Annotated in this window: 15 protein-coding genes; 1 reads left to right on the top strand and 14 read right to left on the bottom strand. The window is 65.8% G+C overall.

Annotated features, from left to right (window positions below; all coding sequences use genetic code 11):
* Positions 1-95 precede the first annotated feature (95 nt).
* On the top strand, positions 96-1376 hold the full coding sequence (purD, locus tag ABQJ54_RS07290; RefSeq protein WP_367853637.1) for a phosphoribosylamine--glycine ligase: 1281 nt from the start codon (positions 96-98) through the stop codon (positions 1374-1376).
* A gap of 79 nt (positions 1377-1455) precedes the next feature.
* Here purD and pgm read toward each other — a convergent pair whose 3' ends face one another.
* The 14 genes from pgm to ABQJ54_RS07220 form a co-directional block, all read right to left on the bottom strand.
* The gene (pgm, locus tag ABQJ54_RS07285; RefSeq protein ID WP_367853636.1) at positions 1456-3102 is read right to left on the bottom strand and encodes a phosphoglucomutase (alpha-D-glucose-1,6-bisphosphate-dependent); all 1647 of its coding nucleotides are present in this window, start codon (positions 3100-3102) and stop codon (positions 1456-1458) included.
* Between the two features lie 126 nt (positions 3103-3228).
* Positions 3229-4893, bottom strand: coding sequence for a glucose-6-phosphate isomerase (gene pgi, locus ABQJ54_RS07280; RefSeq protein WP_367853635.1), 1665 nt, complete (start codon positions 4891-4893; stop codon positions 3229-3231).
* The gene (tal, locus tag ABQJ54_RS07275; protein ID WP_367853634.1) at positions 4890-5993 is read right to left on the bottom strand and encodes a transaldolase; all 1104 of its coding nucleotides are present in this window, start codon (positions 5991-5993) and stop codon (positions 4890-4892) included. Before tal ends, pgi begins: the two co-directional genes overlap by 4 nt.
* 34 nt (positions 5994-6027) lie before the next feature.
* Positions 6028-6735: an HAD family hydrolase gene (locus ABQJ54_RS07270; protein WP_367853633.1), complete on the bottom strand. Its 708-nt coding sequence runs from the start codon at positions 6733-6735 to the stop codon at positions 6028-6030.
* Positions 6729-8132, bottom strand: coding sequence for a glucose-6-phosphate dehydrogenase (gene zwf / locus ABQJ54_RS07265; protein ID WP_367853632.1), 1404 nt, complete (start codon positions 8130-8132; stop codon positions 6729-6731). The genes ABQJ54_RS07270 and zwf overlap by 7 nt, the downstream gene beginning before the upstream one ends.
* A gap of 205 nt (positions 8133-8337) precedes the next feature.
* Complete coding sequence (locus tag ABQJ54_RS07260) at positions 8338-8856, bottom strand: GNAT family N-acetyltransferase (RefSeq protein ID WP_367853631.1); 519 nt, start codon at positions 8854-8856, stop codon at positions 8338-8340.
* Between the two features lie 49 nt (positions 8857-8905).
* Entirely contained in the window at positions 8906-9250 is a 345-nt protein-coding gene (locus tag ABQJ54_RS07255) for a TfoX/Sxy family protein (protein WP_367853630.1), read from the bottom strand.
* A gap of 41 nt (positions 9251-9291) precedes the next feature.
* Entirely contained in the window at positions 9292-9696 is a 405-nt protein-coding gene (locus ABQJ54_RS07250; protein WP_367853629.1) for an OsmC family protein, read from the bottom strand.
* Positions 9693-10325, bottom strand: coding sequence for a dihydrofolate reductase family protein (locus ABQJ54_RS07245; protein WP_367853628.1), 633 nt, complete (start codon positions 10323-10325; stop codon positions 9693-9695). Before ABQJ54_RS07245 ends, ABQJ54_RS07250 begins: the two co-directional genes overlap by 4 nt.
* Before the next feature lie 93 nt (positions 10326-10418).
* Positions 10419-10829: a GFA family protein gene (locus ABQJ54_RS07240; protein WP_367853627.1), complete on the bottom strand. Its 411-nt coding sequence runs from the start codon at positions 10827-10829 to the stop codon at positions 10419-10421.
* Between the two features lie 73 nt (positions 10830-10902).
* Positions 10903-11355 carry a hypothetical protein gene (locus ABQJ54_RS07235; protein WP_367853626.1) on the bottom strand — a complete coding sequence of 151 codons (453 nt, stop codon included), beginning with the start codon at positions 11353-11355 and terminating at the stop codon, positions 10903-10905.
* A gap of 217 nt (positions 11356-11572) precedes the next feature.
* On the bottom strand, positions 11573-12760 hold the full coding sequence (locus ABQJ54_RS07230) for a serine hydrolase domain-containing protein (protein WP_367853625.1): 1188 nt from the start codon (positions 12758-12760) through the stop codon (positions 11573-11575).
* A 170-nt stretch (positions 12761-12930) separates the two neighbouring features.
* Positions 12931-13302 carry a VOC family protein gene (locus ABQJ54_RS07225; protein ID WP_367853624.1) on the bottom strand — a complete coding sequence of 124 codons (372 nt, stop codon included), beginning with the start codon at positions 13300-13302 and terminating at the stop codon, positions 12931-12933.
* A 250-nt stretch (positions 13303-13552) separates the two neighbouring features.
* Positions 13553-13924 carry a hypothetical protein gene (locus ABQJ54_RS07220; protein ID WP_367853623.1) on the bottom strand — a complete coding sequence of 124 codons (372 nt, stop codon included), beginning with the start codon at positions 13922-13924 and terminating at the stop codon, positions 13553-13555.
* Between the last annotated feature and the right edge of the window lie 530 nt (positions 13925-14454).

The raw sequence follows: 14454 nt of genomic DNA, 5'->3' as shown, positions 1-14454 counted from the left end.
GCCTGCGGGCCGCCTGCCCGATCCGGAACCGTTGTGCGTGCTGCCGCTACAATGGCCGCCCATTTCCACGCGGCAGCATCCCCGGAGTCATCGGCATGAAGGTTCTCGTCATCGGCAACGGCGGGCGCGAGCACGCGCTGGCGTGGAAGCTCAAGCAGTCGCCGCGGGTGGACGAGGTGATCGTGGCGCCGGGCAACGCGGGCACCGCGCGCGAGCGCGGCGTGCGCAACGCCGAGGTGGCGGTGACCGACCTCGACGGCTTGCTGAAGCTCGCGAAGGACGAGAAGGTCGGCCTCACCGTGGTCGGTCCCGAGGTGCCGCTGGTGGCGGGCGTGGTGGACAAGTTCCGCAATGCCGGCCTGCGCATCTTCGGGCCGCGCGCGATCGCCGCGCAGCTGGAAGGCTCCAAGGCCTTCGCCAAGGATTTCCTGCTACGCCACAACATCCCCACCGCACGCTACGCGGTATTCACCGAGCTCAACGCCGCGCTGGCCTACGTGCGCCAGCATGGCGCGCCCATCGTCATCAAGGCCGACGGCCTCGCTGCCGGCAAGGGCGTGGTGGTGGCGCTCACCCAGGCCGATGCGGAATTGGCGCTGCACGACATGCTGGGCGCGCACGCCTTCGGCGACGCCTCCGCGCGCGTGGTGATCGAAGAGTTCCTCGACGGCGAGGAAGCCAGCTACATCGTGATGAGCGACGGCCAGAACGCATTGCCGATGGCTTCCAGCCAGGACCACAAGCGCCGCGACGAGGGCGATCTCGGCCCCAACACCGGCGGCATGGGCGCCTACTCGCCCGCGCCAGTGGTCACGCCCGAGGTGGAAAAGCGCATCCTGAAGGAAGTGATCGAACCCACCCTGCACGGCATGGCCGCCGAGGGCGCGCCGTTCATCGGCTTCCTCTACGCGGGCCTGATGATCGACCAGGCCGGCAACCCCAAGGTGATCGAGTTCAACGTGCGCTTCGGCGATCCGGAAACGCAGCCGATCATGCTGCGCCTGAAGTCCGACCTGGTGGAACTGATCGAGGCTGCGCTGGACGGCCGGCTGGCGCAGACCCGCGCGCAGTGGGACGCGCGTCCCTCGCTGGGCGTGGTGCTGGCCGCGGCCGGCTATCCCGGCAAGGTGCGCAGCGGCGACGTGATCGAAGGGCTCGACGCAAACCCCGGCGCCGACGCCAAGGTGTTCCACGCCGGCACGAAGCTGGACGCGGAAGGACGCGCGGTCACCGCTGGCGGCCGCGTGCTCACCGTCTGCGCGCTGGGCAAGGACATCGCCGCGGCCCGCGAGCACGCTTACGATGCGGTGGCGAAGATCCGCTTCGACGGCGCGTTCTGCCGGCGCGATATCGCGCACCGGGCGCTCAGGCGCTGAGTTCTCGCTGTAGGAGCGGCTTCAGCCGCGATTCGGCATCTGGCCATCGCGGCTGAAGCCGCTCCTACACCGATGATCCCTACGCCAATGCGGCATCCACCACCGATTGCGCTTCCTGCAGCAGGCTCTTGAGGTGCGCCTCGTCCTTGAAGCTCTCGGCATAGATCTTGTAGATCGCCTCGGTGCCGGAGGGGCGGGCGGCGAACCAGCCGCTGGGGGTGGCGGCCTTGATGCCGCCGATCGCGGCGCCGTTGCCGGGTGCCTTGTCGATCACCTGCACGATCTTCTCGCCGGCCAGCGTGTCGGTCTTCAGCTGGTCGGGCGAGAGTTTCGACAGCTTGGCCTGCTGCGCGGGCGTGGCGGCGGCCTCGACGCGGTTGGCGTAAGGGCGCCCCAGTTCGTGCGTGAGTTGCCCGAACAGTTCGCCGGGGTCCTTGCCCATGCGTGCGGTGATCTCGGCGGAGAGCAGGGCAGGCACCAGGCCGTCCTTGTCGGTGGTCCACACCGAGCCATCGTGGCGCAGCAGCGAGGCGCCGGCGCTTTCCTCGCAACCGAAGCCGAGCTGGCCGTCGAACAGGCCTTCGGCGAACCACTTGAAGCCCACCGGCACCTCGTACAGCGAGCGGCCGAGGCGCTTGACCACGCGGTCGATCAACGCGGTGGTGACCACGGTCTTGCCCACCGCCACCTTGTCGTTCCAGCGCGGGCGGTGGCGGAACAGGTAATCCACCAGCACCGACAGGTAGTGGTTCGGTTCCATCAGCCCGGCCGAGCGCGACACCACGCCGTGGCGGTCGTGGTCGGTATCGCAGGCGAAGGCCACGTCGTACTTGTCCTTGAGGCCGATCAGCCGCTGCATCGCGTACTTCGAGGACGGATCCATGCGGATCTTGCCGTCCCAGTCCACCGTCATGAAGGCGAACTGCGGGTCGACTTCGCTGCTCACCACGCTGAGGTCGAGCTTGTAGCGCTCGGCGATCGGCGCCCAGTAGTGCACGCCCGCGCCGCCCAGCGGATCCACGCCCATGCGCACGCCGGCGCCGCGGATCGCGTCGAAGTCGATGATGTTCGCCAGGTCCGCCACATAGGCGGCCAGGTAGTCATGCTCGTGCGTGGTGGCGGCCTGGCGCGCCTGCGCGAACGGCATCCGCTTCACGTCCTTCAGGCCGGCTTCCAGCAGCGCGTTGGCGCGGTTCTCCACCCACCTGGTGATGTCGGTGTCGGCCGGCCCGCCGTTGGTCGGGTTGTACTTGAAGCCGCCGTTGTCGGGCGGGTTGTGCGAAGGGGTGATGACGATGCCGTCGGCGAGGCCGACGGTGCGTCCCTTGTTGTAGACCAGGATCGCGTGCGACACCGCCGGCGTGGGCGTGAACTCGCCGCCTGAGGAGATCATCGTCGTCACGCCGTTCGCGGCCAGCACTTCCAGCGCGTTCTCGAACGCGGGCTGCGACAACGCGTGGGTGTCGGCGCCGATGAACAGCGGACCGTCGACGCCTTTCGACTGGCGGTAGTCGCAGATCGCCTGGCTGATCGCGAGGATGTGGTTCTCGTTGAAGCTGCCGTCGAACGAGGAGCCGCGATGACCCGAGGTGCCGAAGGCCACGCGCTGCGCGGGCACCGATGGATCGGGCTTCACCGCCGTGTAGGCGGTGAGCAGCTTGCCGATGTCGACGAGGATGGATTTCGGCGCCGGCTTGCCGGCGAGCGGACTGATCTGCTGGCTCATGGGTTTTGGAAACCTTTCATGGAGTGTCGCCGACTTCGTAGGAGCGGCTTCAGCCGCGATTGCTTCTCGGTTTTTTCGAACGTTCAAGCCAAAAGCATCGCGGCTGAAGCCGCTCCTACCATGACATTACAAGCCTGTCGTTGACGGGTTGTCTCGCAGGGCGCGATAGCGACGGATCAGGGCATTGGTCGAGCTGTCGTGGGCGAGCTTCGGTTCAGCCGGTGCGACGAGTTCGGCGATGGTGGTCTTCGCCAGCTGCTTGCCCAGTTCCACGCCCCACTGGTCGAAGGAGTCGATGTCCCAGATCGCGCCCTGCACGAACACGCTGTGCTCGTACAGCGCGACCAGGCTGCCCAGCGCGAACGGGGTGAGCCGTTCGGCGAGGATGGTGGTGCTGGGCCGGTTGCCCTCGAAGCTGCGGGGCGGTACCAGCGCCTCCGGCGTGCCTTCGGTGCGCACTTCCTCGGCGGTCTTGCCGAAGGCCAGCGCCTCGCCCTGCGCGATCAGGTTGGCGATCAGCAGATCGTGCTGGTCGCCGCCACCTTGTGCGGGCACCGGGTTCAGCGTCTGGCCGAAGCCGATGAAGTCGCAGGGCACCAGCCGCGTGCCCTGGTGGATCAGCTGGTAGAAGGAGTGCTGGCCGTTGGTGCCGGGCTCGCCCCAGTAGATCGGGCCGGTGGCGTAGTCCACGTGCGCGCCGTCCAGCGTGACGTGCTTGCCGTTGCTCTCCATCGTGAGCTGCTGCAGGTAGGCCGGGAAGCGCTTGAGGTATTGCTCGTAGGGCAGCACCGCCACCGTGGCGGCATCGAGGAAGTTGGCGTTCCACAGGCCGATCAGGCCCATCAGCACTGGCAGGTTCGTTTCGAACGGTGCGCTGCGGAAATGCTCGTCCATCGCGTGGAAGCCGGCGAGCATGTCGCGGAAATGGTCCGGGCCGATGGCGATCATGGTGGACAGGCCGATCGCCGAATCCATCGAGTAGCGGCCGCCCACCCAGTCCCAGAAGCCGAACATCTGCTTCGTGTCGATGCCGAACTTTTCCACTTCCGCGGCGGCGGTGGACACCGCCACGAAATGCCTGGCGACGGCTTTCTCGTCGCCCAGCGCGGCCACGCACCAGGCCCGCGCCGCGTGCGCGTTGGTGAGCGTCTCCAGCGTGGTGAAGGTCTTGGAGCAGATGATGAACAGCGTCTCGGCGGCGTCGAGGTCGCGCACTGCCTCGGCGAAATCGGTGCCGTCCACGTTGGACACGAAGCGGAACTGCATGTCGCGCCGGCTGTAGTCGCGCAGCGCCTCGTAGGCCATCACCGGGCCGAGGTCGGAGCCGCCGATGCCGATGCTGACCACGTTACGCATCGGCTTGCCGCTGTGGCCCTGCCATGCGCCGCTGCGCACGGCGTCGGCAAACGCGGCCATGCGGTCCAGCACTTCGTGCACGTCGGGCACCACGTCGTGGCCGTCCACCAGGATCTTCTCGCCGCGCGGCGCGCGCAGCGCCACGTGCAGCACCGCGCGGTTCTCGGTGGCGTTGATGCGGTCGCCGCGGAACATCGCCGCGATGCGGCCCTTGAGGTCGCGTGCCTCGGCCAGTGCACGCAGCAGGCGCAGCGTCTCGTCGTCCACGCGCTGCTTGGAGTAGTCGAAATACAGGCCCACCGCTTCGGCCACGAGATGTTCGCCGCGCCTGGCGTCGGCGGCGAACAGTTCGCGCAGGTGGCGGGTCTCGAGCTGGTTGCAGTGCTGCTGCAGGGCTTGCCACTCGGGCAGCAGGGTGAGGTCGGCGCGGCTCATCGGGCAATCGGCTCCTTGCCCCGGGCCGCCAGCGCGGCCTGCTTGTCGGCGATGCGTTGCAGCAGCTGCTTCCACGATTTCACGAAGGCATCGGCGCCGTCCTGCTGCAGCTTCAGCGCCAGCGCGGCTATGTCCACGCCGGCCTTGGCGATCTTTGCCAGCATGGCCTCGGCATCGCCGCCATCCACCGGCAGCACCGCGCCGGGTTTGCCGTGGTCGGCGACCGCATGCAGCGTCTTCTCCGGAACGGTGTCCACGGTGTCGGGCGCGGCCAGCGCATCGACGTAGAGCGTGTCGGGGGCGTTCGGATCCTTGGTGCCGGTGCTGGCCCACAGCAGGCGTTGCGGGCGCGCGCCGGCGGCGGCCAGCTTCAGCCAGCGCGGCGAAGCCAGCAGTTCGCGGTAGGCGCGGTAGCACTGCTTGCCCACCGCGATGCCCAGCGCGTTGTGCAGATCGGTGGGCAACTGCGGGTTGGCGGCCACGTCCCAGCGGCTGATGAACAGCGAGGCCACCGAGGCGACCTGCGGATCGAGTCCAGCAGCCACGCGGCGCTCGATGCCGCGCAGGTAGGCGCCGGCGGCGGCCAGGTATTGCTCGCAGGAGAACAGCAAAGTGACGTTGATCGGGATGCCGCGGAAGATCGCTTCCTCGATCGCGGGAATGCCCTCGGGCGTGCCGGGGATCTTCACGAACAGGTTCGGCCGCTGCGCCTGCGCGTGGATCGCTTCGGCGGCGGCGATGGTGCCGGTGGTGTCGGCGGCCAGCAGCGGCGAGACTTCCATCGACACCCAGCCGTCGACCTGGTGGGTGGCGTCGAACACCGGCCTGAACAGGTCGGCGGCGCGGCGCAGGTCTTCCAGCGCCAGCTCGATGAACAGCGGTTCGCCGGCCAACCCGGCCAGCGACTTGGCGTGGATGCCGGCGTCATAGGCGTCGCCGCCGCCGATCGCGGCGTCGAAGATGCTGGGATTGGAGGTGAGACCGGTGACCGAGTCCTCGGCGATGTAGCGCGCCAGCGTGCCGTCGTCGAGCAGGGTGCGGGTGATGTTGTCCAGCCACAGGCTCTGGCCGAGATCGTGCAATTGCTGTGTCGCTTTCATGCTGGCTCCGGGGAAGGTTCGTGGTGTAGTCCGCTCAGACGACGGCCGTCGTGGTCGCATCCGGCAGCAGGTCTTCAAGCTTACGCTGTTGCAGTGCGCCAATGTGCGGGATGACGAGGTCGGGCGCGGGCTGGATGTGCTGGTCCGCCGCGGCCGCGGCGTAATGGCCCTGGCGCACCCACACGGTGGTGAGGCGCGCGCCGAGCTGGCGCTTCATCGCGGCGAGGATGTCCGGCTTGTCGTCCACCATCACGTAGTGCGCGGCGGAGTAGCGCTGCTGCATGGCATCCAGCATGTGCTGCTTGTGCAGGTAGATCAGCACGTCGCCCTGCAGTGCCTGCCACAACCCGGCGCGGCGGATCTTGCGCGGCTGGAACACCACGTCGCCGTCGGAGAGGATCACCGGCCGGCCCAGCGTGCGCAGGTGGGCGACGGTGTCCAGCGCCCCGGGGAACAGCCGCTGCTCGAACGGGTAGTCCAGCAGGAAGCCGGACATCGAGAGCAGGGCGGGGTGGTTGTCCAGCCCGTCGCGGAAGCGCTGCAGGGTGTCGAGGTAGTCGGCGTAGCCCAGCTCGGTGCGCAGCTGCGCGTAGATCGCCCAGTAGCGGTCGCGCTCGGGTGCGCCGAAGTTGCGCTCCAGCTCGGCGCCGAGGTCGGCGGCGAAGCGGTCGTTGTCGAGCAGGGTGTCGTCCACGTCAAGCAGGAACACCAGCGGCTCGGGCGTGACGGTGTCGATCAGCATGGCGGCGTGGCCTCCGGCTGCGGGTCGTGCCAGCCTTCGTCGCCGGCCAGCGCGGCCGCCTCGGACGGGCCCCAGCTGCCGGGTTCGTACGGGCGCACCGGGTCCTCGTGCTCGAGCACGCTGTCCACCACCCGCCACGCCGCTTCCACGCATTCGTCGCTGGTGAACAGCGAGTTGTCGCCGCGCAGCGCATCGCCCAGCAGGCGTTCGTAGGGCGACATCTCCACGCCGCTGTGGTGGCGGGCGATCAGCTCCACCGGTTCGCCCTGCATCGCCTCGCCGGGGCGCTTCACCCGCATGCCCTCGGCGATCACCACCTGCGGGCTGAGCCGGAAGCGGAAATAGTTCGACTGCGGCGCGGCGATGGCGTCGAACACCGACAGCGGCGGCGCCTTCATGTCCACCACCACCTGGGTGGTGGTGAGCGGCAGCTTCTTGCCGGCGCGGATGCAGAACGGCACGCCCGACCAGCGCCAGGTGTCGATGTGCAGGCGCAGCGCCACGAAGGTCTCCACGTCGGAGTCCGCGGCCACGCCGGACACTTCGCGGTAACCCTTGAACTGGCCGCGCACCACGTCCGGCGGAGCCAGCGGACGCATCGCGCGGAACAGCCGCAGCTTCTCGGCGTTGAGCGCGGCGGGGCTGCTGCCGATCGGCGCGTCCATCGCCAGCAGCGAAGTCACCTGCAGCAGGTGGTTCTGCAGCACGTCGCGGATCGCGCCCACGCTCTCGTAGAAGCTGCCGCGCCCGTCCACGCCGAACTCCTCGGCCATGGTGATCTGCACGCTGTCCACGTAGCGGTTGTTCCACACCGGCTCCAGCACGCTGTTCGCGAAGCGGAAGTACAGCAGGTTCTGCACCGCCTCCTTGCCGAGGTAGTGGTCGATGCGGAAGATCGCCGACTCCGGGAACACCGTGTGCAGCGTGCGGTTCAGCGCCTGCGCCGAAGCGAGGTCGCGGCCGAAGGGCTTCTCCACCACCACGCGCGCACCGTCCGCGCAGCCGGCGGCCTTGAGGTGGGTCACCACGGTGCCGAACAGCGAGGGTGGGATCGCGAGATAGTGCAGCGGCGTCTTCGCGCCGCCCAGCGCCTGCTTCAGTTGCGTGAAGGTGGCTGCATCGTTGTAGTCGCCGTCCACGTACTGCAGTCGCGCGGCCAGCTTGGCGAGCGCGGCCTCGTCCACGGCGGCGCCGGCCTTCTTCGCCGCCTCCGTCACGCTGTCGCGCGCGCGCTGGCGCAGCTGCTCCACCGACCAGCCCGCATGCGCCACGCCGATGATCGGCACGTCCAGCCCGTCGCGCGCCACCATCGCGAGCAGGGCCGGGAAGATCTGCTTGTAAGCCAGGTCGCCGGTGGCGCCGAAAAACACCAGGGCATCGGAAACAGGGTTCGTCATGAGCCGGGGTTTGCTCCGTATCGGGTGGGTGCGTCGCGGGCGATGCACGGGGAAAGTGTCTCGCTCGCACGATGTTACGGGCGCGAGCCGACGTACCGCCCAGCTTGCCGGGCACGGGGTGAAGTTCGCGCATAAACCATGCTACGGGAACAGGTGCCCGGCGCCGCGGGGTTGCCCGCATGGGTCCGGCGCGCAGCTGCGCCGGTCAGGCGGCCAGCCACTTGTACATCACGAACGCGTCCACGAGGCCATGTTCCGGGTGGCGGAAAGCCCGCGGGAGCGAGCCGACGATGTCGAAGCCGAGCTTCTGCCACAACCGGATGGCGCCGGTGTTCGTGGATACGACGAAGTTGAACTGCATGGCCAGAAAGCCGAGCCCGATGGCGGTCGCCTGCGAGTGCTCGCACATGAGCGACGCCACACCTTTGCCGCGGGCCGGCTCCGACACGACGTAGCCGCAATTGCCGACGTGACTGCCGTGGCCCGGCTGGTTGGCCTTGATGTAGTACGAGCCGAGGATCCGCCCGGACTCGTCGCAGGCCAGGAAAGTGGCCGTCGGCGCCTTGATCCAGGCGCCGGAAATGTCTGCCTCCGTGGCATCCGGCGCAAAGCTGTAGGTGTCGCCCTTCGAGAACGTGGCGCGCAGGATCGGCCACAGATCCGGCCAGTCGCCTTCCCGGAACGGGCGTATCGAAATCGTCATGGCATCCGGTGCTTGAATCAAGTGGGGGGTGCCGGGGCGTCGCCTGGATGAAGTAACAGGCTGCACATGGTCACTTGCCGCGACTGCGTGGCACGGCTGGCTTCCTGGGCTTGGGTACAGGCATGAGGGCGGCTGTCGCCAGGACCAGCTGGCGGATCGTGTCCGAGTCATCCAGCAGCTCGTCGGCGACCGGGTAGTCCTTGGCGCCGGGATAGGGCGGCCGTTGCGGGAGGCCGGGCATGAGGCTGGTCGCCGCATCGGATGGCTTGATGAACAGGCTGTTGTCGCAGGCGAAAGCCACTACTTTCCCGTCGACGTACAACGCGTATTCGCCAAACATTTTCTTGTGCGTGAGCCGATCGCCGAGCGCGATCTGTTCCGCCACGTAATCGATGAAATCCGGGTCGGTAGCCATGGGTCCGTCTGCGCTCCAGCGTTGGGTTGATCAGAGCATCCCTAAGGCCAGCCTTCAAGCGTCACGGGCGTGCCGGCGCGGACCGTGTTGTGGATTTCGGCCACTTGGTCCGTGGTGGCCAGCAATGCCTCGACTTGCTCTTTTGTGGCGCTCGAGCTGATGCGGGCGGAGTAGCGGATGTTTTCGGCCGCAAGGCCAACCCCGGGAAAGTCGGCGCTGGCGGCAACCTCGACCTCGTCCAGGGCGATATCCAGGCGTGCCGCTTCCCGGAACAGGTCGTTGCAATAGCAGGTCGCCAGGGCAAGCATCAGGAGTTCCCCGCCATTGGTCCCGGAACCACGGGCTGCGGATTTCGCGGGGATGGCCAGTTCCCTGGTCGCCCCGTCCGTCGCAACCTCGACCAGGTGTCGCGACGGAGTGTTGCGGACGCAAGCGCGGATTTTCATGGGTCTCCCCCAAAGTCTGCGTGTGCAGAACGAAAGCTGGTCCGGGACGGCGCAGGCTGCAATCCCGGTGGCTGGTTTCTCGGCTCATACCGCATCGCCACTACCCCCGAGGCGAACTCCCGCCTGTCCACGAGCTGCAAGTCGACATGCTTCGACAGCCCCGCGAACAGCGTCGGACCGTGGCCCGCCAGCCTGGGGTGCACCATGAACTCGTACTCGTCGATCAAGCCCAGTTCCGCCAGCGCCAGCGGGAGCGTCACGCCTCCCGCGCAGAGGCCCTTGCCCGGCTCCCGCTTCAGTTGTCGAACGGCTGCCTCCAGGTCTCCGCGCACGAGCTCCGCGTTCCAGTCGACCCGCTCCAGGCTGCTCGACACCACGTACTTCTTTGCCGCGTCGATCGTCCGCGCGAAGGGTTCCATCCAATCCGTCATCCAGTCGGGCCACTCTCCCGTGCGCGTCGGCCGCCATGCGGCCTCCATCATTTCGTAAGTCACCCGGCCAAGCAGGAGGGCATCGACCCGGGCGAAGTTTTCCGTCACGTGCCGATGCAGCTCGGCGTCCGCGATCATGGCGCGATGATCGCAACATCCGTCCAGGGTGACGTTGATGGAATACCGGAGAGGGCGCATGGCGTACTCCTGGAACGGGCGGATGCCTGGGTCAGGCGGCGCGCAGCCTTTCGCGCGGCCGCCGGGACGAATGGCCAGGCGAGGCTTCGGGCCTCATGGCATGTGTTCCATCTCGTTCGGCATGCGAACCCACGAGTGCATGCGCTCCTCGTAGACCGAGACAGTCGGCGCAGGAAATGAGGGGTCGGCAAACGCACCGACAGGTATCGCGATGCTCCCGGCGTCGTCGCCGGTGTAGAAAACGGTTGCACCACACGTGGGGCAAAACCGGAACGTGGTCCTGGTGCCCTCGTCGCCAACCCGGACGTACTCCGCACTGGTGCCGACGACGATGACCGCCGCGCGCGGGAAACGCGCCTGCGCGCCGAACACACTCCCGGTGCGGCGCTGGCACGCCAGGCAGTGGCAAACGCTTACGCGCACAGGCTCGCCGGACACATGCGCCTGCAGTTGCCCGCAGCTGCAGGAGGCGAGGCGTGAAGTGGGGGAGTTTGCAGCGCTCATGTTTGCGGCACTCGACGCCTGGATTCAGCGGTGGGCGGCCGCGCGGCGGATGAACGCCCACCGGAACGAGCAGTCAGCCATTGGCAGGACTGATCCCAAAGTATGCATAGGCCGATGCCACCGCAAGCCCCAGCCACGATTGCCCCACGCTCGTGAGCGCAGGCAGCACCGACGGGTGGCTCAGGCCGGTCCAGAAGGCCCAGGCACCGGTAACCAGCCAGGCGCCGACGTAAAGCCATGTCGTCCAGCGGAAGACGTTCTTTGCCCGGTCGGATGCAGCAGCCAGGATGCGCGCCGCGGGCGCTTCGCCCGGCTTCGTGATGGCCAGCTCGGAAATGATCAGTGCGGACACCAGGCCTCCAAGCACGGACATGGCCTGGGACTTGACGTCGTTGAACGAGGCAACCGTAGCGCCGGTGCAGCCGGACGTGCTGACGCAGTTGACGACATGCACGGCCGAGTGGACAAGCAGCACGTAGAACACGAGTAGAACGACGGCGATTGCGCCACCTGCGAGCATCTTCATGTTTCCCTCCGACGGCTGACGCCTGAACCAAGCGGCGCGCGCTTTTGCACATCCGCTGGAGTGGACCGATATGCGGCCAATCTACAACTGCGGGGCCGCATTCAACGCCGATTGGACTGATTTGTTCCTGGCGTACTTGTTGCGGACTGCAGGCGCATCGCGCTCGATCACATCGCATCGAGGCTTGGACATGGTGTGGGAACTTGCCAGCCTGCCTTCAATTCGACTTGCCAGCCTGATCGCCGTACTCCCAAGCGTAAGGCACACCGGTGTCGCCGAGGATGAAGCGCACCAGGTCGGCGAAGCCGGCTTCGGCGCGCACGTCGTTGGCAAGGATCAGCACGCAGCGTTCTTGCGCCTCGACGCAGACGAGTGTGTTGCCGGTCTGCTCGTCATGGCCGCCCTTGAAGAATCCGTGTCCCTGCGGGCCATCGAACACGACCACGCCGAGCCCGGCATACAAGTCCTTGCGCTGCTGGTCGACAGGCAGGTCGTTTTGCATGGTCGGGAACTCCGTCCGCGTTCCGATGTGCAGCTGCGGTTTGACCATTTCCGCTCGCGAGGCGCGCGACAGGCCTGTACTGCTCACGAGCGCGGCGGCGAACTTCGAAAGATCGTCGATGGTGGTATCCATGGAACCGGCGGCGCGAACCTTCGAGCGTTCGTCGTGCGGCTGCGGCTGGCCCTTGTCGTTCCAGCCATCAGCGAGATTGCCGGCGAAGTCCGCGCGCCACATCAGCGAGCTGCGTTTCATCCCGAGCGGCTCGAACACGTTCTTCCGTACCAGCTCCCCGACGTCTACGCCCAAGCCCTGCGACTTGCGGCCGTTCTCGATCACAAACTGCAGCAGGATCATTCCTTCGCCCGAATAGCTGAAGCGCGAACCTGGCTCGAAATGGATGCGCAGTTTCTGGTCGGGCTCGAGCCAGTAGAAGTTGAGGAAGCCTGTTGAATGGGTCAGCACCATGCGCGGGGTGATCTTCTTCCAGCGATCATCGCCCGCGAGGTCCTTGTACGGACCGTACTTGTGGGGATAGATCGCCTCGGTGTCGTAATCGGGTAACGGCTTGTCGAGGTCGGCGGCGATCGGGGTGTCGAGATCGATGCGCCCTTGATCGACCAGTCGCATCACCGTATAGGCGAACACCGCCTTGGTGAGCGACGCGGCGTACATGATCGTGTCGGTGCGCAGCGGCTCGCCTTTCGCATTCCTCACGCCGTAAGCCTTGACGTAGATCACCTTGCCGCGATCAATGACGGCAATCGCCAAGCCCTTGGCACCGGTGTGCTCCATGAGTCCTTTGACGTGCCGGTCGATGGCAGGGCCCACGGGGAGTTTTCCCGGTTCGCGCGCGATGAGAGGAGCGGCGAACAACAGCAGTGCGAGCAAGCAGATGCGCATCATGGCCGCTCCTACAATGAACTTTTGGGAGCTTACTGGAGTGAAGTCACATTGGAGATCTGCGCCGGACTGCACGGCGCGCAATAAGAATTGCCTTAAGTATGAACTCTTCTGTAAAGCCTAACCGCCTGAATTAAGCCGCGCCGCGAAGCAGCGCCGGCTTGAATGAATTGTTAGGCCTCTGGCTCATGCCCTACCTCAATGAGCAAACCACCAGGTGCTTTGCAGTAGAACCTTCTAGAGCCGCGCATGCGCTCGATAGCAGATGGATCACAGCCGGCGGCGACGAGACTAGCATGAGTGCTGTCTAGCAACGCCTCATCCGCGACCAAAAAGCCTACATGGAACATGGGTGGATATGCCTGCTCTGGCGCAGTTTCAAACGGCAACCGCATAAGTGCAAGAACAAAGCCATTGTCACCGGTGAGCACGGCAAAGCCGTTGCGGCCTCTTGTTTCTCGCAGGTCGAAACCGAAATGATTGACGAAGAAGGACGAAACGGCTGCTACGTCCTGAACGCAAATGTGCAGATGATTAAGTTGCATGATGAGCTCCTGAAATTGTGGGCTCATCCAACCTGCACGGACGAGCCCGAGACACAGAAGTGTCGGGTTCGTCGCGGGTTCTCGTGCATGCACGGAGCAGAGCTTCTCAGGACGAGAAGGGGGCGGGCTTACCGGGAACCGCCCCTGCCTTTTTCGACGTCAGGATGCTAGCACACCTCATCCAGAGGCCTAGCGCTGGAGTTAAGCGGCGGCGAAGCCGTCCGCCTTGAACGAAATGTTAGGCTCATGCTCAATGGCCTTGCAGTTGCACAGCCGACTCACGCTGCGTGACACCGAAAAAGTTGCCTGAGTTGAGGTAAGTGACGTTGACCACGACTCCGCCTTTGACGATGAACGTGTACTCGATGATGCCGTTGCCCTTCTTTGGCTCGATGTTGTACGTGAGATAGTCGGAGCCCGCGATGCTCGCCGTTTTGTCCGGAGTACCGACATATTGAACGATCTCGTCAGGCGACACGCGATTGAGAGGAAACTTTTTGAGGTACGAACGCGCGTTCGTGGCGAGCGTAGGACGGTAGACGCCGTTTGGACTAGCGTCACCGGCGTGAGCCATGCCAAGACCAAGACAAAAAAACCCCAAAAGCAAAACAAGACGTTTCACGTTGCCTCCCCCTTTTTTGCGAGCCTAACGCTGGAGTTAAGCGGCGGCGTAGCCGTCCGCCTTGAACGAGTAGTTAGACCCCTTGCGAGGGCCTACCACGGAGATTTAAGCCAATAGAAGCAGTGCGGACAATAGTCTATGTCTAGGGGTGACGCCCGCTCGAATGGACTGACCGGAGTTTGGGAGCAGTGGGGACAGGCCAGGCTGACTCGCTCTGCGGCGCGAGCGATCATGAGGGCAAGAAAGAAAACAAGGAACAGGGCAACAACATAGATATTTTGCAGATAGACACCGGTAGCTATACAAGCCAAGGCCGCCAAGCCTATGGAGGGCTGCACAAGTTTGTATCGCTTGCGATATGCCGATGTCGCTCGTGCCCAAGCAGCAATAACTTGTGGATCATTTACGGCTCGAATCGGCATTGGGTCTAACGCCGGAATTAAGCGGCGGCGAAGCCGTTCGCTTGAATGACTGGTTAGGGATTTGCGGCCCGAGCGTGCCAAGGCGAACCCCACGGCGCCTTGCAACAG

The organism is Rhodanobacter lycopersici (assembly GCF_040812335.1).
Taxonomy (GTDB): Bacteria; Pseudomonadota; Gammaproteobacteria; order Xanthomonadales; family Rhodanobacteraceae; genus Rhodanobacter_A; species Rhodanobacter_A lycopersici.
Note: the sequence above shows the minus strand (reverse complement) of the source record. Positions and strands in the feature narration are given on the sequence as shown.

What these genes read in the sequence shown, in the direction of transcription:
- purD (WP_367853637.1), top strand. Translation starts at nt 96, where the DNA reads ATGAAGGTTCTCGTCATCGGCAACGGCGGGCGCGAGCACGCGCTGGCG.
- pgm (WP_367853636.1), bottom strand. Translation starts at nt 3,102, where the DNA reads ATGAGCCAGCAGATCAGTCCGCTCGCCGGCAAGCCGGCGCCGAAATCC.
- pgi (WP_367853635.1), bottom strand. Translation starts at nt 4,893, where the DNA reads ATGAGCCGCGCCGACCTCACCCTGCTGCCCGAGTGGCAAGCCCTGCAG.
- tal (WP_367853634.1), bottom strand. Translation starts at nt 5,993, where the DNA reads ATGAAAGCGACACAGCAATTGCACGATCTCGGCCAGAGCCTGTGGCTG.
- ABQJ54_RS07270 (WP_367853633.1), bottom strand. Translation starts at nt 6,735, where the DNA reads ATGCTGATCGACACCGTCACGCCCGAGCCGCTGGTGTTCCTGCTTGAC.
- zwf (WP_367853632.1), bottom strand. Translation starts at nt 8,132, where the DNA reads ATGACGAACCCTGTTTCCGATGCCCTGGTGTTTTTCGGCGCCACCGGC.
- ABQJ54_RS07255 (WP_367853630.1), bottom strand. Translation starts at nt 9,250, where the DNA reads ATGGCTACCGACCCGGATTTCATCGATTACGTGGCGGAACAGATCGCG.
- ABQJ54_RS07250 (WP_367853629.1), bottom strand. Translation starts at nt 9,696, where the DNA reads ATGAAAATCCGCGCTTGCGTCCGCAACACTCCGTCGCGACACCTGGTC.
- ABQJ54_RS07245 (WP_367853628.1), bottom strand. Translation starts at nt 10,325, where the DNA reads ATGCGCCCTCTCCGGTATTCCATCAACGTCACCCTGGACGGATGTTGC.
- ABQJ54_RS07240 (WP_367853627.1), bottom strand. Translation starts at nt 10,829, where the DNA reads ATGAGCGCTGCAAACTCCCCCACTTCACGCCTCGCCTCCTGCAGCTGC.
- ABQJ54_RS07235 (WP_367853626.1), bottom strand. Translation starts at nt 11,355, where the DNA reads ATGAAGATGCTCGCAGGTGGCGCAATCGCCGTCGTTCTACTCGTGTTC.
- ABQJ54_RS07230 (WP_367853625.1), bottom strand. Translation starts at nt 12,760, where the DNA reads ATGATGCGCATCTGCTTGCTCGCACTGCTGTTGTTCGCCGCTCCTCTC.
- ABQJ54_RS07225 (WP_367853624.1), bottom strand. Translation starts at nt 13,302, where the DNA reads ATGCAACTTAATCATCTGCACATTTGCGTTCAGGACGTAGCAGCCGTT.